General features: G+C 70.4%; 18 protein-coding genes and 2 tRNA genes. 15 read left to right on the top strand and 5 right to left on the bottom strand.

The genetic code is table 11. The features are described 5' to 3' along the window. Positions 1-53: 53 nt before the first annotated feature. The 10 genes from dusB (at position 54) to R0145_RS10410 (ending at position 8,706) form a co-directional block, all read left to right on the top strand. On the top strand, positions 54-1,229 hold the full coding sequence (dusB, locus tag R0145_RS10455) for a tRNA dihydrouridine synthase DusB (RefSeq protein WP_411742037.1): 1,176 nt from the start codon (positions 54-56) through the stop codon (positions 1,227-1,229). Positions 1,230-1,338: 109 nt separating this feature from the next. Further along, positions 1,339-2,421 (top strand): HD domain-containing protein, encoded by a 1,083-nt coding sequence (locus R0145_RS10450; protein WP_317840212.1) that lies wholly within the window; start codon positions 1,339-1,341, stop codon positions 2,419-2,421. Between the two features lie 162 nt (positions 2,422-2,583). After that, complete coding sequence (locus R0145_RS10445; RefSeq protein WP_317836760.1) at positions 2,584-2,949, top strand: 2Fe-2S iron-sulfur cluster-binding protein; 366 nt, start codon at positions 2,584-2,586, stop codon at positions 2,947-2,949. An 81-nt stretch (positions 2,950-3,030) separates the two neighbouring features. Continuing rightward, positions 3,031-3,948 (top strand): catechol 2,3-dioxygenase, encoded by a 918-nt coding sequence (locus tag R0145_RS10440; RefSeq protein WP_317836759.1) that lies wholly within the window; start codon positions 3,031-3,033, stop codon positions 3,946-3,948. Between the two features lie 111 nt (positions 3,949-4,059). Continuing rightward, a complete protein-coding gene (locus R0145_RS10435) occupies positions 4,060-4,491 on the top strand; it encodes a heme-binding protein (RefSeq protein ID WP_317836758.1) in 432 nt (143 codons plus the stop codon). Beyond that, a complete protein-coding gene (locus tag R0145_RS10430; protein ID WP_317836757.1) occupies positions 4,488-5,321 on the top strand; it encodes an IclR family transcriptional regulator in 834 nt (277 codons plus the stop codon). The genes R0145_RS10435 and R0145_RS10430 overlap by 4 nt, the downstream gene beginning before the upstream one ends. A 47-nt stretch (positions 5,322-5,368) precedes the next feature. Beyond that, positions 5,369-6,169 (top strand): 2-keto-4-pentenoate hydratase, encoded by an 801-nt coding sequence (locus R0145_RS10425; protein WP_317836756.1) that lies wholly within the window; start codon positions 5,369-5,371, stop codon positions 6,167-6,169. Positions 6,170-6,172: 3 nt separating this feature from the next. Continuing rightward, positions 6,173-6,964 carry a fumarylacetoacetate hydrolase family protein gene (locus tag R0145_RS10420; RefSeq protein WP_317836755.1) on the top strand — a complete coding sequence of 264 codons (792 nt, stop codon included), beginning with the start codon at positions 6,173-6,175 and terminating at the stop codon, positions 6,962-6,964. Next, positions 6,964-7,176 (top strand): 2-hydroxymuconate tautomerase, encoded by a 213-nt coding sequence (locus R0145_RS10415; protein ID WP_317836754.1) that lies wholly within the window; start codon positions 6,964-6,966, stop codon positions 7,174-7,176. Before R0145_RS10420 ends, R0145_RS10415 begins: the two co-directional genes overlap by 1 nt. Positions 7,177-7,236: 60 nt before the next feature. After that, the gene (locus R0145_RS10410; RefSeq protein ID WP_317836753.1) at positions 7,237-8,706 is read left to right on the top strand and encodes a 2-hydroxymuconic semialdehyde dehydrogenase; all 1,470 of its coding nucleotides are present in this window, start codon (positions 7,237-7,239) and stop codon (positions 8,704-8,706) included. A 73-nt stretch (positions 8,707-8,779) separates the two neighbouring features. Here R0145_RS10410 and R0145_RS10405 read toward each other — a convergent pair whose 3' ends face one another. Together R0145_RS10405 and R0145_RS10400 are read right to left on the bottom strand one after the other, a co-directional pair. Next, positions 8,780-9,502 carry an ABC transporter permease gene (locus R0145_RS10405; protein WP_411742111.1) on the bottom strand — a complete coding sequence of 241 codons (723 nt, stop codon included), beginning with the start codon at positions 9,500-9,502 and terminating at the stop codon, positions 8,780-8,782. Between the two features lie 89 nt (positions 9,503-9,591). Continuing rightward, on the bottom strand, positions 9,592-10,968 hold the full coding sequence (locus tag R0145_RS10400; RefSeq protein WP_317836751.1) for a S1C family serine protease: 1,377 nt from the start codon (positions 10,966-10,968) through the stop codon (positions 9,592-9,594). 129 nt (positions 10,969-11,097) lie between these two features. Here R0145_RS10400 and dnaG point away from each other — a divergent pair, with 129 nt between their 5' ends. Both dnaG and R0145_RS10390 read left to right on the top strand, forming a co-directional pair. After that, positions 11,098-13,068: a DNA primase gene (gene dnaG / locus R0145_RS10395; protein ID WP_317836750.1), complete on the top strand. Its 1,971-nt coding sequence runs from the start codon at positions 11,098-11,100 to the stop codon at positions 13,066-13,068. A 126-nt stretch (positions 13,069-13,194) separates the two neighbouring features. Next, positions 13,195-13,947: a sigma-70 family RNA polymerase sigma factor gene (locus tag R0145_RS10390; RefSeq protein WP_317836749.1), complete on the top strand. Its 753-nt coding sequence runs from the start codon at positions 13,195-13,197 to the stop codon at positions 13,945-13,947. Positions 13,948-13,993: 46 nt separating this feature from the next. Here the strand turns inward: R0145_RS10390 and R0145_RS10385 are convergent. From R0145_RS10385 to R0145_RS10375, 3 genes are all read right to left on the bottom strand, one after another. After that, positions 13,994-14,069: transfer RNA gene (locus R0145_RS10385), tRNA-Asn, on the bottom strand. An 88-nt stretch (positions 14,070-14,157) separates the two neighbouring features. Next, the gene (locus tag R0145_RS10380; RefSeq protein ID WP_317836748.1) at positions 14,158-14,691 is read right to left on the bottom strand and encodes a hypothetical protein; all 534 of its coding nucleotides are present in this window, start codon (positions 14,689-14,691) and stop codon (positions 14,158-14,160) included. Then, a complete protein-coding gene (locus R0145_RS10375) occupies positions 14,688-16,166 on the bottom strand; it encodes a trehalose-6-phosphate synthase (RefSeq protein WP_317836747.1) in 1,479 nt (492 codons plus the stop codon). The genes R0145_RS10380 and R0145_RS10375 overlap by 4 nt, the downstream gene beginning before the upstream one ends. A gap of 76 nt (positions 16,167-16,242) precedes the next feature. On the opposite strand from R0145_RS10375, the gene otsB reads away from it, so the two are divergent. The 3 genes from otsB (at position 16,243) to R0145_RS10360 (ending at position 18,162) form a co-directional block, all read left to right on the top strand. Further along, a complete protein-coding gene (otsB, locus tag R0145_RS10370) occupies positions 16,243-17,067 on the top strand; it encodes a trehalose-phosphatase (RefSeq protein WP_317836746.1) in 825 nt (274 codons plus the stop codon). Between the two features lie 12 nt (positions 17,068-17,079). Beyond that, positions 17,080-17,156: transfer RNA gene (locus tag R0145_RS10365), tRNA-Ile, on the top strand. Between the two features lie 61 nt (positions 17,157-17,217). Continuing rightward, complete coding sequence (locus R0145_RS10360; RefSeq protein WP_317836744.1) at positions 17,218-18,162, top strand: tyrosine-type recombinase/integrase; 945 nt, start codon at positions 17,218-17,220, stop codon at positions 18,160-18,162. Positions 18,163-18,392 lie beyond the last annotated feature (230 nt).

Here is an 18,392-nt window from a genome sequence, read left to right as displayed (position 1 = left end):
CGCCGCGATCAGTGGATCGGAGCGCCCGCCGAGCGGCCACGTACAATCACCCAGTGCCCCCGACCGCCCCGCTCAGCCTGTCCGTCCCCGCCCTGCGCCTGTCGGCTCCGTCCCGACCCGCTGCCGTGGTCGTGGACGCTCCGGTCGTGCTCGCCCCGATGGCCGGGGTGACCACCGCGGCGTTCCGGGAGTTGTGCGCGGAGCAGGGCGCCGGCCTCTACGTGTGCGAGATGATCACCTCCCGCGGCCTGGTGGAACGGGACCGCAAGTCCCTGGAGATGCTGGCCTTCTCGCCCGCGGAGAAGGTGCGGTCGGTGCAACTCTACGGGGTCGACCCGGCCACCATGGCGGCGGCCACCGAGATCCTCTGCGGGGAGTACGGGGTGGACCACGTGGACCTCAACTTCGGCTGCCCGGTGCCCAAGGTCACCCGCAAGGGCGGCGGTGGGGTGCTGCCGTGGAAGCGGGACCTGCTCGGCGAGATCCTCCGGGCCACGGTCCGCGCCGCCGACCGCTACGGCGTGCCGGTGACGATGAAGACCCGGATCGGCATCGACGCCGACCACCCGTACTATCTCGACGCCGGGCGGATCGCCGAAGACGCCGGAGTGGCCGCGATCTGCCTGCACGGGCGTACCGTCGCCCAGGCCTACTCGGCCGATGCCGACCGGGAGGCGATGGCCGCCCTGGTGCGGCACGTCTCCATCCCGGTGCTCGGCAACGGCGACATCTGGGAGGCCGCCGATGCGCTCGAGCTGGTGGCACAGACCGGCGTCGCCGGGGTCGAGGTCGGTCGCGGCTGTCTCGGCCGGCCCTGGTTGTTCCGTGATCTCGCCGATGCCTTCGCCGGCCGGGTGACCCGGACCCTGCCCACCCTGGGGGAGGTCGCCGCGATGTTCCGTCGCCACGGCGAGCTGCTCGCTGGACTGCTGGGGGAGCGGCGCGGTCTCACCGACCTGCGCAAGCATGTCGCCTGGTACTTCAAGGGCTTTCCGGTCGGTGGTGACGTACGCCGCGGGCTGGCCATGGTCTCCTCCTTCGCCGAGCTCGACGACCTGCTGGGTCGGCTCGACCCCACCCTCTCCTTCCCGGCGTCGGCCATCGGTGCCCCGCGCGGACGCCAGGGCACCCCGCGCGACCATGTGGCCATGCCGGAGGGCTGGTTGGACGACACCTGTGGCGTCGGCCGTGACCTGTCCGCCGCGGAGCTGGGTGTCTCCGGCGGCTGAGACCGGGGGCGCTGTCAGGGACTGCTGGCAGGATGGGGGCATGGACGTCGAGGACGTGCTGACCGATCCCACCACGCCACTGCCGCGGGCGCGACAGTGGGCCCGCACCATGGGCGGGCACGACAACGGCGACCGGCTGGTCCGGGCGCATGCCGACTCGGCGGCCCCGATCGGCCGCGGAGAGGTGATCGACCGGGAGGCGCGGGAGGCCCTGGAGCGGGCCACCCTGCGTCCCGGTGCGGCGCTCTCCCATGGTGCCGGTGACCGGCCGCGGGAGGAGGAGCCGGATCCGGAGCGGACCTGCTTCGAACGGGACCGGGACCGGATCGTGCACGCCACCGCGTTCCGTCGGCTGGCCGGCAAGACCCAGGTGGTCGTCCATCCGACCGACCACCAGCGCACCCGGCTCACCCATGCCCTGGAGGTCACCCAGGTCGCCTCGTCGATCGCCCGTGGGGTGGGCGCGAACGTGGCGCTGACCGAGGCGATCGCGCTCGGTCACGACTGCGGTCACGGTCCGGGCGGGCACGCCTCCGAGGACGCCTTCGACCCGTACCTGCCCGAGGGCTACGACCACGGCCCGTGGGGCGCCGACGTGGCGCTGACCGGTCTCAACCTCTGCGCCCAGACCTCCGACGGCATCCGCAACCACTCCTGGTCGCGGCCGGCCCCGGGCACCATCGAGGGGGAGATCGTCTCCTGGGCGGATCGGATCGCGTACTGTGCGCACGACCTGGAGGACGCTGCCCGGGCCGGGATCGTCACGGTCGACCAGCTCCCGGACGAGGTGGTCGCCGTGTGCGGCCGCGACCGGCGGGCCCAGATCCGGACCTTCGTCCGGGCGGTGGTCCGGACCGTCGGCGAGCACGGCGAGGTCGCCATGGGGGCCGACGAGGCCGGCGCCCTGGCCGGCCTGCGTTCCTTCAACTACGAGCGCATCTACACCCGGCCCGAGTCGGTCGCCCAGTCGCGTGCGGTGGTCGACGTGCTCCGGGCCCTGGTCGAGCACTACTCCCACCGGCCCGAGTTGCTGCCGGGCGCCCCCGACGCCCCCGCCGACTCCCCCGAGACGGTCCGCGCGGCGATCACTTGGATCGGCGGGATGACCGACAGGTATGCCTTCGGGACAGCTACCCGGGTACTGCGCTGGGACCCGGGCAGATTACCCAAGGCGATCCGGGATTTTGCCTAGGGTCGCCGTCACTGCGCTGTGGGTAGCGTTCCGGGTAGACGAACCCCGTTCCACTGTCGGGAACGTTTGTGGTGTGTGCCACAGTTCTGCAGGAGAGTCTTGGGTATCGCACGAGGAGCCGTCCACCAGGATGGACCGAGGGCATCGACGCGAAGGAGCGCCATGACGAAGGTGACTGTGCACCCGACCGGTGAAGTGGTCGAGGTCCGCGACGGAGAGACCATCATGGGCGCCTTCTACCGCACCGGGTACGCGATGCGTATCGGCTGCAAGCGTGGTGGCTGCGGCTTCTGCAAGATCGACGTCCACGACGGCGCCTTCAGCTATGAGCGCCCGGTGTCGGCGGAGGTCGTCACCCCCGAGGAAGCTGCCCGGGGGGTCTGCCTGCCCTGCCGGGCAGTGCCGAGCCAGGACATGGTCATCGAGTTCCGGGAGAACTCGCTGCGGCTGGTCAACCCGCTGATGCGTCACATGCTGTCCACCCAGGCGGTCCCGGCACACCAGCCGAGGATCAGCACCCCGGTGTGACTTACCTCTCGTCGCACCCCCGATCCCGTTCATCCACCTAACATCCGAATCAGTACCGCCACGACAACGAAGGAGTTTCTCATGGCGATCTTGCGAATGGGCTATGCCCATGTCCGGGTCACTGACCTGGCAGAGGCCCGTCAGCACTACACCCAGACTCTCGGCCTCAATGAGGTCGCAGCAGTCGACAACAAGGTGTACTTCAAGGGCTGGGACGAGTGGGACCATCACTCGGTCGTCCTCGAGGAGGGCGGCGTCGGCCTGGTGAAGTTCGGCTTCAAGGCCCGGTACGAGGAGGACCTGGCCGACATCGAGCGGAAGGCTCAGGCCTTCGGCGTCACCACCGAGCGCATCTCCAAGGGCGAGGAACTCGAGGTCGGGGAGATCCTGCGGATCCACACCCCGTCCGGCCACCTGTTCGACGTCTACCACGAGATCACCTCCGGCCAGTCCGACGTCGGCAACGTCAACCCGGAGGCCTTCCCGCGCGACCTGCGCGGCATCGGCGCCCCGGCCCTCGACCACGCGCTGATCACCGCCGAGGACGTCGGCCAGATGGAGCGCTTCCTCCACGACGTCTTCGGCTACTGGACCGCCGAGAAGGTCGCCACCACGCTGGATCCGGCCGACCAGCACACCATCGCCATCTGGATGACGGCGAACACCCAGATCCACCAGCTCGCCGTCCTCGAGGGCCCGCAGTCGAAGCTGCACCACTTCGCGTTCCGCCTGGAGGAGGGCTGGGAGATCACCCGCGCCGCCGACCTCTTCTCGATGGACGACGTCCCGATCGACATCGGCCCGACCCGGCACGGCATCACCCGCGGCAAGACCGTGTACTTCTTCGACCCCTCCGGCAACCGCAACGAGGTGTTCGCCGGCGGCTACCTCTCCTACCCGGACCGCCCGATGGTCACCTGGACCCCGGACGCCCTGGGCAAGGGGATCTTCTACCACGCCCGCGAACTCAACGAGCGCTTCACCACCGTCCTCACCTAGTCGGCACACCCACGCCGGTGCCCGGGGGCCACACGGCCACCCGGGCACCGGCGTGGGAACCCCCGGTTCCGTACGCCCGACAGTCCCGTACGCCCCTAAGGAGTCCCCGCCATGTCCCTCACCCGTCCGCAGACCGTCATCTCACTCGCTGGGGCCCGCGCCGCGATCGCCGGTGCGTTCGCGAAGGCCACCGAGCTCGGGGTCGCCGTCAACATCGCCGTGGCCGACCTGGGGGGCAACCTGGTGAGCTTCGACCGGATGGACGGGGCCGCCCTGATGTCGGCCTCCATCGCGCAGGACAAGGCCATCTCGGTCGTCTCCTTCAAGGGACTGCCCACCCACGGGTGGTCGGAGCTGTTCGCCGGCGACGACGAGTCGGTCGGCCGGGGCATCCCGCTCCGCCCGGGCCTGGTGATCTTCGGCGGCGGCATCCCGATCGTGCTCGACGGTGAGCTCGTCGGTGCCGTGGGCTGCTCCGGTGGTTCCTCCGAGGAGGACCGGCTGATCGCCGAGGCGGGTGCCGCCGCCGTTCTCGACCGATGACGACCGTGGCACCGAACCAACCTGCCGAGAGCAGGACCTGGCCGGTGACGACGCTGGCCCGGTCCCGGGGCGATCGCGAGGAGGCCCGTCAGGGCGAACTCAAGTCCGTCGGCACCGCCCTCGACGTCCTCGAGTGCTTCTCCGTGGACGGGGAACTCGGTGTCTCCGACATCGCCCGTCGTCTCGACATCGCCAAGAGCACCGCCCACCGCCTGCTCAGCACGATGGCATCGCGGCGGATCGTCGAGCGCAACCCACGCACCGGACGCTACCGACTCGGCATCCACCTGTTCGAACTCGGGCACCTGGCCCAGGCACGGTTCGACCTGCGACAGGTCGCGATGCCGACCATGCTGGAGCTGAACCGGCAGACCAGCTACGTGGTGAACCTGTCCGTGCCCGACGGCGCCGACGTCGTTTTCATCGAGCGGCTCGAGACCGGCGCCGGCGCCAAGGTGCTGGCCAGCTCGGGGCGTCGGCTGCCCAGCCATGTCACCAGCTCCGGGAAGGTGATGGCCGCCTACAACCCGGACGCCGCCCGGGCCCGCAGCGAGGCCGGGTTCCCGCCCCGGGTGAGCCACACCATCCGCAGCCTCAGCGAGTGGGAGTCGACCCTCGAGGAGGTGCGCCGACTCGGCTACGCCCACGCCGACAACGAGTCGTACGAGGGCATCTCGACGGTCGCGGTGCCGCTGCTGGACCTGCAACAGCACGCGTACGCCGCGCTGTCCCTGCTCGGACCGACCGAGCGGCTGGCGCCCCAGGTGCCGGCGCTGGCCAGGCTGCTGCACACCGCAGCTCAGCGGATCAGCCGCTCCCTCGGACGCTGATCCGCCCCCGCACCTGCATCATCGACAACCGACGGAAGGAGACGAACGTGGATTCGATCAGCCGGACCAGTGCCGCGGAGGCGCTGCTCGAGGCCAACCGCAGTGGGGTGTCGATCCCGCCGTTGCGCGAGACCTACCCCGACCTCACCATCGAGGACGCCTACGAGATCCAGATGCTGACCGTACGCAGCTGGCTGGCCGAGGGCCGCAGCATCGGTGGCTACAAGGTGGGGCTGACCTCCCCGGCGATGCAGAAGCAGCTCGGTGTCGCGCAGCCGGACTTCGGCCACATCTTCACCGACCAGTTCTACCTGGAGAACATGCCGATGGACCTGAGCGGGCACATCCTGCCCCGGGTCGAGCCGGAGATCGCCTTCGTCCTCAAGGAGGACCTCCGTGGCCCCGGCGTCACCCTGGTGGACGCCCTGCGGGCGGTCGATTTCGTCCTGCCGGCGCTGGAAGTGGTCGACTCCCGGGTCCGCGACTGGGACATCCGGATCGGTGACACCGTCGCCGACAACGCCTCCGGCGGGGGCGTCGTGCTCGGCTCCACCCCCAGCTACCCCGGTGACCTCGACCTGCGGCTGGTCGGCTGCACGATGCACAAGAACGGTGTGGTGGTCGGCACCGGCGCCGGCGGTGCCGTCCTCGGCTCACCGATCAACGCGCTGGTCTGGCTCGCCAACACCGTCGGCCCGCTGGGCACCACCCTCGAGGCGGGCAAGGTCGTGCTGCCCGGCTCGGTGACGAAGATGGTCCCGGTCGGCCCGGGCGACCGGGTGACCGCCACTTTCGGCGGGCTCGGCTCGGTGACCGCTCTGATCGCCAACACCTCGAAGGAGAACTGACCGATGGCCTGGGACTACGAGAGCGTCGCCGCGGAGCTGCTCGCCTGCGAGGACGAGATCCGCGACCGCGAGCCGATCAGCGACGAGTGGCCCGAACTGGCGAGCGACATCGCCGGAGCGTACGGCATCCAGGACGCGAACCTGGCCAAACGGCTCGCCCGCGGTGAGAAGCTCATCGGGGTGAAGCTGGGATTGACCTCCCGCGCCAAGCAGCAGCGGATGGGTGTCGACACGCCGTTCGTCGCCTGGCTGACCGACGCGATGATCCTGCCCGCCGGCGACCCGGTGCCGCTGGACCGGCTGATCCATCCGCGGATCGAGCCCGAGCTGGTCTTCGTGATGGAGGACCGGCTCGAGGGACCCGGTGTCACCGCTGCCCAGGCAATGGCCGCGGTCGGCCAGGTGCAGGGCGGCGGCGAGGTGATCGACTCCCGGTACAAGAACTTCCGCTTCACCGCCGGCGACGTCATCGCCGACAACGCCTCCTCCGGCCGGTTCTCCACCGGTCCGATCGCGGTCCGGCCCGAGGACATCGACCTGTCCACCGAGGCGGTGCTGGTCGAGGTGGACGGCGAGATCGTCGACTCCGCCACCGGCGCCGCGGTACAGGGCCACCCCGGTGAGGCGCTGGCGTTGGCCGCCAATGACCTCGCCAAGCGCGGCCTGGCGATCGAGCCGGGCTGGATCGTGCTGACCGGCGGCATCACCGACGCCTACTTCGCGACCGCCGCGGGCTCCATCGCGTTCCATTTCACCAACCTCGGTTCGGTCCACTTCCACGGGGGTGAGGCGTGATGCCGCTCGTCGAATGCACCCTCGTCGAGGGTCGTACACCCGAACAGCTCCGGGCGCTGATCACCGAACTCACCGAGGCGGTGATGACGGCGGTCGGGGCCCCGAAGGAGAGCATCCGCGTCGTCCTCCGCGAGGTCCCGAAGACCCACTTCGCCGCCGGTGACGAGACCATCGCCGAACGCCAGGCCCGCCGGGCGGCCGCGCAGGGCTGACTCCGCCCCGATCACCCCGGCCCGATCAGCCCCGATCAGTACAGACAGGAACAGGCACCCATGCACAAGGTCATCACGCCGCGCACCGTCGCCAACTTCATCAACGGCCAGTACGTCGAGACCGGCGACACCTTCGACGTCCTCTACCCGGTGACCGGCGAGGTCACCGCGCATGTCCACACGGCCGGACAGGCCGAGGTCGACGCGGCGGTGGCCGCCGCCCGCGCCGCACTGTGCGGCCCGTGGGGACAGCTCACCACCGACCAGCGGATCGAACTCGTCCTCGACATCGCCAACGGCATCACCAAGCGGTTCGACGACTTCCTCGAGCTCGAGGTCCTCGACACCGGCAAGCCGTACTCGGTCGCCTCCCACGTGGACATCCCGCGCGGCGCGGCCAACTTCAAGGCCTTCGCCCACACGCTCAAGGAGCACGCCACCGAGGCCTTCCGGATGGACACCCCGGACGGCAACGGGGCGTGGAACTTCGGTGTCCGCCGCCCTCGCGGCGTGATCGGCATCATCTCGCCGTGGAACCTTCCGCTGCTGCTGATGACCTGGAAGGCCGGACCGGCGCTGGCGATGGGCAACACGGTCGTGGTGAAGCCCTCCGAGGTCACCCCGTCCACCGCCTCGCTGCTCGGCGAGGTGATGAACGAGGTCGGCGTTCCGGCCGGCGTCTACAACGTGGTCAACGGCTTCGGCGCGACCGGCGCGAGGATCACCTCGCACCCCGACGTCGACGGGATCACCTTCACCGGTGAGACCGTGACCGGCTCGATCATCATCAAGGCGACCGCTGACACCCTGAAGGCCACCTCGATGGAGATGGGCGGCAAGAACGCCGGCATCGTCTTCCCGGACGCCGACCTGGATCTGGCGATCAAGGAGCTCGGCCGGTCCTGCTTCCTCAACACCGGTCAGGTCTGCCTCGGCACCGAGCGGGTGTACGTCCACGAGTCGATCTTCGACGAGGTCCGCGACCGGTTGAAGGACTACGCCGAGAACGAGCTGACGTACGGCTACCCGGACGACGAGGCGATGAACTTCGGCCCGGTCGTCTCCGACGAGCACCGCGACAAGGTGCTGTCGTACTACAAGCTCGCCGAGGAGGAGGGCGCCACCGTCGTCACCGGTGGCGGCGCCCCGACCTTCGGCGACGAGCGGGACGGCGGCTCCTGGGTGCAGCCGACGATCTGGACCGGCCTGGCGCATCACTCGCGGGTGGCGACCGAGGAGATCTTCGGCCCGGCCGTGGCGCTGATCCCGTTCTCCGACGAGGACGAGGTGATCAAGCTGGCCAACGACACCAAGTACGGTCTGTCCGCGACCTTCTTCACCCGTGACATGTCCCGCGCCCTGCGGGTGGCCCCGCAGCTCGAGGCCGGCATCGTCTGGGTGAACTCCTGGTTCCTCCGCGACCTGCGCACCTCCTTCGGCGGCATGAAGCACTCCGGCATCGGCCGTGAGGGCGGCGTGCACGGGCTGGAGTTCTACACCGAGATCTCGAACGTCTGCATCAAGATCTGAGTGCTGCACCGCGGATCCGTTCCGCGGCACCCGGAGGGCGGTCCTGCTGCGGTGGGGTCGCCCTCCTCGTGCGTCAGGGGCGCAGGATCGCCCGGAGGTCGGGTGGCAGCAGTCGGCCGGCGCTGGCGAGCCGCTCGACCAGCACCGCCACGCCGGCGTTGGCGGCCATGATCCCGATCAGCACCAGCACCTGGGAGGCACCGGCCTGGATCGGGGAGCCGCCACCGAGCAGGACGCCGATGAACGCCCCCGGCAGGGTGACCAGCCCGACCGTACGGGTGGTGTCGATGTTCGGCATCAGCGCCTCCGCCGTCCCGGGGTGGATGATCTGCCGGATCGCCCAGGGCCGCTCGAAGCCCAGCGCGAGCGCGGCCTCGTACTGCCCGCGCTGCTCGCGCAGGGCGGGGAAGGCGCGCCGGGTCACCAGGGTGTGGGAGTTCATCGCGTTGCCGACGATGATGCTCACGATCGGGATGATCGCGGCCCCGTTCCACGGGGATGCCCCGGACAGGAAGATCACCGCCGACACCGGCACCACGCCACCGGCGATGGCCAGCGCCACCCAGGGGATCGCGTTGCGGACGCCGGCCCGGGTCGCCGCGGTCCAGGTGGCGATGCAGAACATCAGCAGCACGAACAGCAGGGCCGACCAGACGAAGCGGACCGCGCCGACGATGATGAACGAGACGATCCCCAGCTGGAGGACCGCACGCACCGAGGCGACCACCTGCTGACGTCCCAGGCCGAGTTCGCCGAGGCGGGACAGCAGCACCGACAGGAGGACCAGGACCACCAGCGCGATGGCCAGTCCCCAGCCGAGATCGACAGTCACGCTGTCACCCTACTCACCGCGGTGGGCCGGGCTCGCCCACCGCGGCGGGGCGGTCACTTGCCGACGAGCGTGGCCTTGACCTGCTGGGTGCTCCCGTTGCGACTGACGTCGAGGGTGACGGTGTCGCCGACCTTCTGGCTGCGGATCCGTGCCGCCAGGCTGACCGACCCGGTGATCGGCACTCCGTCCATCGCGGTGATCACGTCGCCCTGCTTGATGCCGCCCTTTTCGGCCGGCGAGCCCGAGGAGACAGACTTGACCTCGGCGCCGACGACCTGCTGGCCGTTCACCGTGCCGATGCCGTCCGCAGTGGTGACGCCGAGCAGCGGCGTGGTGGCGCTGCCCTTGCTGATCAGCTCCTGGGTGACCGACTGCACCTGGTCGGCGCGGATCGCGAACCCGATGCCGATGTTGCCGGACTGGCTGCTGGACGAACTGCTGCCCAGCGTCGCGATCGAGGAGGTCAGGCCGATCAGCTGTCCGGAGGCGTTGACCAGGGCGCCGCCGGAGTTGCCCGGGTTGATCGCGGCCGAGGTCTGGATCGCGTCCGTGACGACGGTGGTGTCGGCGGTCTGGTTCTGGCCCTGGGCGAACGGCGACTGCTGCTGGTCGCTGGTGGAGGACCGGACCGGCCGGTGCAGGGCGGACACGATACCGGTGGTGACGCTGCCGGAGAGTCCGAGCGGGTTGCCGATCGCCATCACCGGGTCGCCGACCGCCACCGTCGACACGTCACCGAAGGCGATCGGGGTCAGATCGCTCGGCGGAGCGGTCAATTTGATCACCGCCAGGTCGGTGCCGGCATCGGTGCCGACGATGGTGGCGTCGTAGATCGTGTTGTTGTTCAGGGTCACCTGGATCTGGCCGTTCTGGCCGCCGCTCACCACGTGGTTGTTGGTGGCGATGTGGCCCTGGGTGTCGAGGATGACGCCCGACCCCTCCGAACTGCTGGACCCGCTGGTCACGGTGATGGACACTACTGCCGGTTCCACCGCCTTCGCGACGGTCGCCCAGTCGACGGCGGTGCCGTTGCCCTGCACCACCGGGGTGGTGGTGCCGCTCTGGACGATCTGGCTGCCGGTGCCGGTGACGGCCAGGGTGGCCGCCGAGCCGACGCCGCCGCCGAGCAGTGCGCCGACGAGGACCAGGGCGACGAGCCGGCCCGAACCACTGCGGGGCTTCCGGCGGGTCTGCACCTGTCCGGGATCCTGGCCAGGCGCGGGCTGCCACTGCGGGGCGGGCTGCCACGGCTGGGCGTACGGTGCCTGTGGTGGCTGGGCGTGCGGCTGCTGTGACTGCCCGTACGGATCCTGTGGCCGGCCCTGGGACGCCTGTGCGGGCTGGTCACCCGGGGTCTGACCGGGCTGACCGGACGACGGCGACGAACCGGCCGGTGGTTCGAACGACGGGGAACCGGGACGCTCCGACATTGCTCTCCTCCAAGATCGCAGAACGTTGCTGGTGACCACCATGTTCGTCGCTGATTCAAGGAAGCTGATCGTTCCCTGTGCCCTGCTTGAGAACCGGTGCCGGCGGCCGGCCACGTACACTGACACCTTGTGGCAGGCCGGATCAATGAGGAGGATATCGCCCTGGTGCGGGAACGCGCCCGGATCGACGACGTGGTGAGTCCGTACGTGACGCTGCGCCGGGCGGGCGCGGGGTCGCTCAAGGGGCTGTGTCCGTTCCACGACGAGAAGACGCCCAGCTTCCAGGTCACCCCCGCCCGGGGGCTCTACTACTGCTTCGGCTGCGGCGAGGGCGGCGACGCCATCACCTTCCTGCAGAAGAAGGAGAACCTGTCCTTCGTCGAGGCGGTCGAGCGGCTGGCCGACCAGTTCGGCGTCCAGCTGCGCTACGTCGACGACGGGGGACGGACCTCCGATGCGGGCAACCGCCGACGCCTCACCGAGGCGAACCGGCTGGCCGCGGAGTTCTTCGCCGAGCGGCTGACCACCGCCGACGCGCTGGTCGGTCGGCGCTTCCTCGACGGGCGCGGCTTCGACCGGCAGGCGGCCGAGCACTTCGGCATCGGCTTCGCCCCGCGCGGCGGGCGCGACCTGCACGGCTACCTGCGCCAGCGCGGGTTCCGCGACGAGGAGCTCGTCCGGGCCGGGCTGATCCGGGAGAACGGCGGCTGGGACTTCTTCCAGGGCCGGCTGATCTGGCCGATCCGGGACGCCGGTGGGGTGGTGCTCGGCTTCGGCGGGCGCCGGCTGTTCGACGACGACCGGCTGCCGGCCAAGTACATCAACACCCCGGAGACCACGGTCTACAAGAAGTCGCACGTGCTCTACGGGCTGGACCTCGCCCGCCAACCGATCGCGAAGAAGTCGCAGGCGGTGGTGGTGGAGGGCTACACCGACGTGATGGCCGCCCACCTGTCCGGGGTGGACACCGCCGTCGCCTCCTGCGGGACCGCGTTCGGCGACGACCATGCCCGGATCCTGCAGCGGCTGATCGGCCAGACGTCGGCCACCCAGGGCGAGGTGGTCTTCACCTTCGACGGGGACGCCGCCGGCCAGGCCGCCGCGCTGAAGGTCTTCAGGGGCGACCGGAACTTCATCACCCAGACCTACGTCGCCGTGGAGCCGCACGGCTGGGATCCCTGCGACCTGCGGATCAAGGAGGGCGAGGCGGCGGTCCGCGAGCTGGTCGGCCGGCGCGTCCCGCTGTACCGCTTCGTGATGGACAACGTCATCGCCGAGTACGACCTCGACCGTGCCGACGGGCGGGTGACGGCGCTGCGGGCCGCGGCCCCGCTGGTCGCCTCGATCCGGGACCGTTCCCTGGTGGCGGCGTACGTCCATGAGCTGGCCGGCCTGCTGGGGATGGACCTGGAGGAGGTCCGGCGCGAGGTGGCCCGGGCCGAGCGCGGCGGGCGGGGGGAGCGGGACGGGCGCGGTCAAGGGCCGCGCGGCGGGGCCCGCGGCTCCGCAGTCGCCGAGTCTGCCGTCGCGCCCGAGCCTGCCGCCCCGGCCCCCGACGAGGGGCTGTCCGCCGGGGTGTCCCCGCTGCTGCCGTTGCCCGACCCGCGGGATCCGGGGCTGGTGATCGAGCGGGGCGCGGCGCAACTGCTCGTCCAGGTGCCGTGGATGTTCAGCGCCGACTGGGGCGGGTTGGAGTCGGACGACTTCGTCCACCCGGCCTATCGCCGGATCGCGCAGACTGCTCGGCTGGTGTTCGCGATGTACGGGGAGCCGAGCGGGGCGGTGCCCGAGGGCTTCGACTCGACGACCTGGATGCAGCTGCTCCGGGAGGGCTGTGACGACGCCAACGCCGAACAGTTGCTGATCGCCCTGTCGGTGGAGCCGCTGCTGCGCGACCCGGATCCCCGCTACGCCGATGCGTACGCCGCCCGGCTGCAGCTGCAGCGGGTCAACGAGGCGATCGCCACCCTGAAGGGCCGGATGCAGCGGACGAACCCGATCGAGCATGCCGAGGAGCACCGCGGGATGTTCACCGACCTGCTCGCCTGGGAGACCGCGCGCAAGGACCTGCAGGCCCGGTCCGTGGCCGTACCGGACTGACCGGGACCGGCGGCCCGATCGCCCGCCGGACCCGATCGTCCACAGGCCGGCCCGGCCGGAGGGCAACCGTCCACAGCGGGAGGTCGGGCGGGTGCGACACGCCGCAGCGGCCCCGAGGGTGGGGACATGAACCACGCCGGCACCGCCGCATCCTCTCACCGTACCGCCCGACTCACCCCGCAGGAGGAACGCGACCTGGCCCGGGCCATCGAGGCCGGGGTGATCGCCCGTCACCTGCTCGACACGCGGACGCCCTGCCCGCTCGGCACCCGGGACGAGCTGCGGGCGGTCGCCGCGCTGGGTGACCGCGCCCGGGAGCGTTTCCTGGCCGCCAATGTGGGTCTGGTCATCCATGTCGTACGCCGGGATGCCGGCGCCGCCGCTCGGGACCGCGACGATCTGGTCCAGGAGGGGTGCCTCGGGCTGGCGGAGGCCCTGGCCGGCTTCGACTGGGCCCGGGGGACCCGATTTTCCACCTGGGCGGTGCCGTACGTCCGCGGCCGGATCGCCGAGGCCCGCCGACTGGACCGCGGCGGTATCCGGATCCCGGCCCGGCGGCTCCGGGAGGCGGCCGCGGCGGGGGAGCAGGTGCTGACCACCGCCTCGATCCATGGCGTGGAGGAGCTGGAATCGACCTGGTGGCGCGACGATGTCGGCGAGTCGGACGACGCGCCCGGGGTGGCGGAGCTGGCGGCGGGCTGGCGGGAGCTGACCCGGCAGGAGCGGGCGGTGCTCACGCATCGCTACGGGCTGGCCGGACGCGACCCCGGCACGCAGACCGCCACCGCGGCGGCGCTGGGGATCCCGGTCAAGACGGTCCGGGCGGTGGAGACGGCCGCCCTGGAGCGGCTGCGGGAGGTGTGCCTGGCGCATCGATGAAAAACGCCCCGACTGGGCGTTCACCCTTGTCGGAGCGTATTTTCGGTGGCTCCCCCGACTGGACTCGAACCAGTAACCCTTCGATTAACAGTCGAATGCTCTGCCAATTGAGCTACGGAGGATCAGCTGCCAGCCGCGCCGGCGCCGAGAAGAAACACTAGCATCGGATCGTCGGCCCACCAAATCGCGGGCCGTCCGTCCGGTCAGCTGTTACGGGTCGTAGTCCGACTTCAGCTCGGCCAGTGCTGCTTCCGCTGCCTCCCGGGCGCCCGGATCGGACCAGCGGGTGCCCTTGTTCAGTGAGGCGTGCCACTCCAGCACGGCGGGCTCGGCTCCCAGGACCCGGCGTCCAACCACCACGACGCCGTTCTTGGTGCCCGGCACGGACACCTGGCGGCGGACCATGATGCTGGCCTCGACCCGCTCCCTGAACAGCTCCGGCAGACTGCCAGGCTCTTCGAGGGGCAGCTCACCGCGGTGACCGTCGTAGTCGATCCAGGTCAGCCGGCGGCTGTCCTTGTCCCAGCCGCCGCGGACGATCCGGTGCCAGGCCAGCACCTGCCAGCCGGTCCCATCGTCATAGACCAGGTGCCCGGGGAAGCCGAGGGCGTACTGCTCGCTGGATCGGCCCCAGGCCAGCAACCGGGTCCTGTCCGGACCGACCGCCCCGGAGGTGTCCTCGGCCAGCGCGTCCCCCGCCGCGCGGCGTACGTCGGCGGGGAGGGGTGCCCGTCGCCACCTCATGCCTGTGCACCTGTCCGTGACGCGGGCGCGCCGACTCCCGGTCTCGGCACGCCGGCCGTCGTCGCGGGCACCGCGGCCAGATCGTCGAGGAACGAGGTCGCCCAGGCCTCGATGTCGTGGGTGAACACCTGGCGGCGGAGGGCCCGCATCCGCCGGCGCTTGTTCTGGACGGTGTCGTTCATCGCCAGGGTCATCCCGTGTTTCATGCTGTTGATGTCGTACGGGTTGATCATGTACGCCTGTCGCAGCTCCCCGGCCGCCCCGGCGAACTCGCTGAGCACCAGCGCCCCGTCGGTACCGCTGCGGCAGGCCACGTACTCCTTGCAGACCAGGTTCATCCCGTCCCGCAGCGGGGTCACCACGCACACGTCCGCGGCCGTGTACATCGCCGCCAGCTCGGCGCGCGGGAACGAAGCGTGCAGGTAGGTGATCGCCGGGCGGCGCAGGTCACCCAGGTCGCCGTTGATCCGGCCGACCAGCATGTTCACGTCATCGCGCAGCCGCTTGTATTCCTCGACCCGCTCCCGCGACGGAGTGGCCACCTGCAGGAAGGCCGCCTTCCTCGGGTCGATGACCCGCTCGGCGACCAGCTCGCCGTACGCCCGGAGCCGGTGGTAGATGCCCTTGGTGTAGTCCAGCCGGTCCACGCCGAGGAAGAGCACCTCCGGGTCACCCAGTTCGTGGCGCAGTTCGCGGGCCCGGTCCTGCACCGGCCGGGACTGCGCCAGTGTCTCGAAGCCCTTCGCGTCGATCGAGATCGGGTAGGCCTTCGCCCGCGCCGACCGCCCCGAGGGCAGGGTGATCATCTCCCGGTGGGTCTCCAGTTTGAGCCGTTGGCGGGTGATCCGGGTGAAGTTCTGCGCCCCGCCGGGGGTCTGGAAGCCGATGATGTCGGCCCCCAGCAGCCCCTCGATGATCTGCCGGCGCCAGGGAAGCTGCTGGAACAGCTCGATCGGGGGGAACGGGATGTGCAGGAAGAACCCGATCCGCAGGTCCGGGCGGCGCCGGCGGAGCATCTGCGGCACCAGTTGGAGCTGGTAGTCCTGCACCCAGACGGTGGCCCCGGGACCGGCCACCCGCATCGTCGCCTCGGCGAACCGTTCGTTGACGGCGTGGTAGGCGTCCCACCATTCCCGGTGGTACTCCGGCTTGGCCACCACGTCGTGGTAGAGCGGCCACAGCGTTCCGTTGGAGAACCCTTCGTAGTAGTCCTCGATCTCCTGGCCGCTGAGCGGCACCGGCACGAGGTGGTAGCCGTCGTAGTCGAACGGGTCGAGCGCCTCGTCCGGCGCGCCGGGCCAGCCGACCCACGCGCCGTGACGTTCCTGCATGACGGGTTCGAGCGCGGTGACCAGGCCGCCGGGCGACGTACGCCACGCGACCGCGCCCCCGGTGTCGGTCGTGCGGTCCACTGGGAGCCGGTTCGCCACGACGACGAAATCGGCCGGTTGGAGCTGGGGTGCTGCCTCGGACATGCGCGATCATCCCTCCCGTCTGTGCCGTCCAATCTAGCTTGTGCAGCCGCGATCCATCCCGTGCGAGAGTGGAGGCATGGACAAGATCGAGGCCGTGCTCGCCGCGCCGGACCGTACGGTTCTCGCGCTCGACTTCGACGGCACCCTGTCGCCGATCGTTCCCGACCCCGAACGGGCGTACGCCCATCCGGCCTCGATCGCGGCGCTGCGCCGGATCGCGCCGCATCTGCTGCAGGTGGCGGTGATCACCGGCCGACCGGCCGCACAGGCCGTCGAACTGGGCGGACTGGCCGATGGCGCCGGCCTGGAGCACCTGGTCGTGATGGGCCAGTACGGCGTCGAGGTGTGGGAGGCGGCGACCGGCGAGGTGGTCGCGCCGCCAGTGCCCGAGGCGATCATCGCGGTGCGGGCGGCCCTGCCGGCGCTGGTGGCGGCCGCGGGTCATCCCGATGCCTGGATCGAGGACAAGGGCCGGGCGGTGGCCGTGCACACCCGCCGGTTGATCGATCCCGCGGGGGCGCTCACCGACCTCACCGGACCGGTGCGGGCGGTGGCGGCGGAGCATTCGCTGCGGGTCGAGCCGGGCAAGAACGTGCTGGAGATCCGGGCCGGGGGCTTCGACAAGGGCGACGCCGTCCGATCCCTGGTGGCGCGGCTCGATCCGGCGACGTTCGTATACGCCGGGGACGACCTCGGCGACATCGCCGCGTACGACGCCGTGGCCGCGCTGCGGGACCAGGGGCGTACGACGCTGCTGGTCTTCCCACGGATGCCCGGCGAGGACAGCCCGCTGGCCGAGCGTGCCGACGTCATCGTGGCCGGCACCGACGGGATGGCCGCCTGGTTGGCTGCGCTGGCCGATGCGCTGGATGCCGCCGGCGGCACGGCGCGGACCTCCTAGAATCGTCGGGACGTGCCAGTAGCTCAGCCGGTCAGAGCAGCGGACTCATAATCCGTCGGTCGTGGGTTCAAGCCCCACCTGGCGCACCACTAGGGGAAACATCCCGTTGCTGTCCTGCACAGCGCTTATAAAGAAGAGTACACTGCTTGCATGGCAATCCGTCAAGCGGTTCCGAAGACTGCTCCCACGGTGTCCGTCGACCCCGACGAACTCGCCGTGCTGCTCCCCGATTGGGAGATCCACCTCAAGGCGCTGAACCGGTCCCCGCGCACCATCTCCTCGTACGTGAAGTGCGGCTCCGACCTGCTCGACTACCTCACCGCCCAGGGGATGCCGACCCGCGCCCAGGCGATCCGCCGCGACCACCTCGAGGCGTGGCTCGCCGACCTGCTCACCCGGACCGCGCCGGCGACCGTGACGAAGAACTACCGGTCGGTCCAGCAACTGTTCCGGTGGCTCGAGGACGACGGCGAGATCCCCGAGACCCCAATGAAGCGGATGAAGGCACCGAAGGTGCCCGTCAAGCCCGTGGACGTAATGACGGTGGCCGACCTGGAGAAGTTGCTCGCCTCGTGCAAGGGGAACACGTTCGAGAACCGCCGCGACCTGGCCATCATCCGCCTCTTCACCGATACCGGCATGCGGGCCGGCGAGATGGCAGGCCTCACCCTTCCGGACCTGGACTTCGAACAGCAGGTGGCGAACGTGATGGGGAAGGGTCGCCGGCCCAGGGCATGCCCGTTCGGAGCGAAGACGGCCGACGCGCTGCGCCGCTACATCCGTGCCCGCCGGAGTCATCCGAAGGCTGCCGGATCGGACGCGTTGTGGCTGGGGAAGAAGGGCCCGATGTTGCAGGGCGGTATCGCGCAGATGCTCGACCGTCGTGCCGATGATGCCGGGGTCCCGCATGTCCACCCGCACCGGTTCCGCCACACGTTCGCGCACATGTGGCTCGCCGAGGGCGGTCAGGAGAATGACCTCATGCGCCTGGCCGGCTGGCAGACCCGCGAGATGGTCGGACGCTACGCCGCGTCAGCCGCTGACGAACGAGCCCGCGACGCTCACCGGCGCATGGGGATCGGGGACAAGCTGTGACGTATCGAAACCCTGTGCTATTCTGGAGCGCAAACAGAATACGGGTTTCACGCCAGCAATGGCGCGACACGGATGGCGCGAATCGACTCGACGATCACCGGGAGCTGAGAGGTAACAGCCAAGACGCTCCCCCGCAGGCGTAGCGGACACACGCCCCGAGCAGTGCTCGGCACCGGGATAACGATCTACTGACAGCGCGGCGAACCTTCGACTGGAGCCGCGGGCCCACC

The organism is Raineyella sp. W15-4, from assembly GCF_033170155.1.
Classification (GTDB): Bacteria; Actinomycetota; Actinomycetes; order Propionibacteriales; family Propionibacteriaceae; genus Raineyella.
The sequence above is the reverse complement of the archived record's forward strand: the minus strand, read 5'-3'. Positions and strand labels throughout refer to the sequence as shown.

Bases quoted from the DNA above. Each gene is read 5' to 3' on its own strand.
- R0145_RS10450 (WP_317840212.1), top strand. From the start codon at position 1,339: ATGGGCGGGCACGACAACGGCGACCGGCTGGTCCGGGCGCATGCCGAC.
- R0145_RS10445 (WP_317836760.1), top strand. From the start codon at position 2,584: ATGACGAAGGTGACTGTGCACCCGACCGGTGAAGTGGTCGAGGTCCGC.
- R0145_RS10440 (WP_317836759.1), top strand. From the start codon at position 3,031: ATGGCGATCTTGCGAATGGGCTATGCCCATGTCCGGGTCACTGACCTG.
- R0145_RS10435 (WP_317836758.1), top strand. From the start codon at position 4,060: ATGTCCCTCACCCGTCCGCAGACCGTCATCTCACTCGCTGGGGCCCGC.
- R0145_RS10430 (WP_317836757.1), top strand. From the start codon at position 4,488: ATGACGACCGTGGCACCGAACCAACCTGCCGAGAGCAGGACCTGGCCG.
- R0145_RS10420 (WP_317836755.1), top strand. From the start codon at position 6,173: ATGGCCTGGGACTACGAGAGCGTCGCCGCGGAGCTGCTCGCCTGCGAG.
- R0145_RS10415 (WP_317836754.1), top strand. From the start codon at position 6,964: ATGCCGCTCGTCGAATGCACCCTCGTCGAGGGTCGTACACCCGAACAG.
- R0145_RS10410 (WP_317836753.1), top strand. From the start codon at position 7,237: ATGCACAAGGTCATCACGCCGCGCACCGTCGCCAACTTCATCAACGGC.
- R0145_RS10400 (WP_317836751.1), bottom strand. From the start codon at position 10,968: ATGTCGGAGCGTCCCGGTTCCCCGTCGTTCGAACCACCGGCCGGTTCG.
- R0145_RS10390 (WP_317836749.1), top strand. From the start codon at position 13,195: ATGAACCACGCCGGCACCGCCGCATCCTCTCACCGTACCGCCCGACTC.
- R0145_RS10380 (WP_317836748.1), bottom strand. From the start codon at position 14,691: ATGAGGTGGCGACGGGCACCCCTCCCCGCCGACGTACGCCGCGCGGCG.
- R0145_RS10375 (WP_317836747.1), bottom strand. From the start codon at position 16,166: ATGTCCGAGGCAGCACCCCAGCTCCAACCGGCCGATTTCGTCGTCGTG.
- otsB (WP_317836746.1), top strand. From the start codon at position 16,243: ATGGACAAGATCGAGGCCGTGCTCGCCGCGCCGGACCGTACGGTTCTC.
- R0145_RS10360 (WP_317836744.1), top strand. From the start codon at position 17,218: ATGGCAATCCGTCAAGCGGTTCCGAAGACTGCTCCCACGGTGTCCGTC.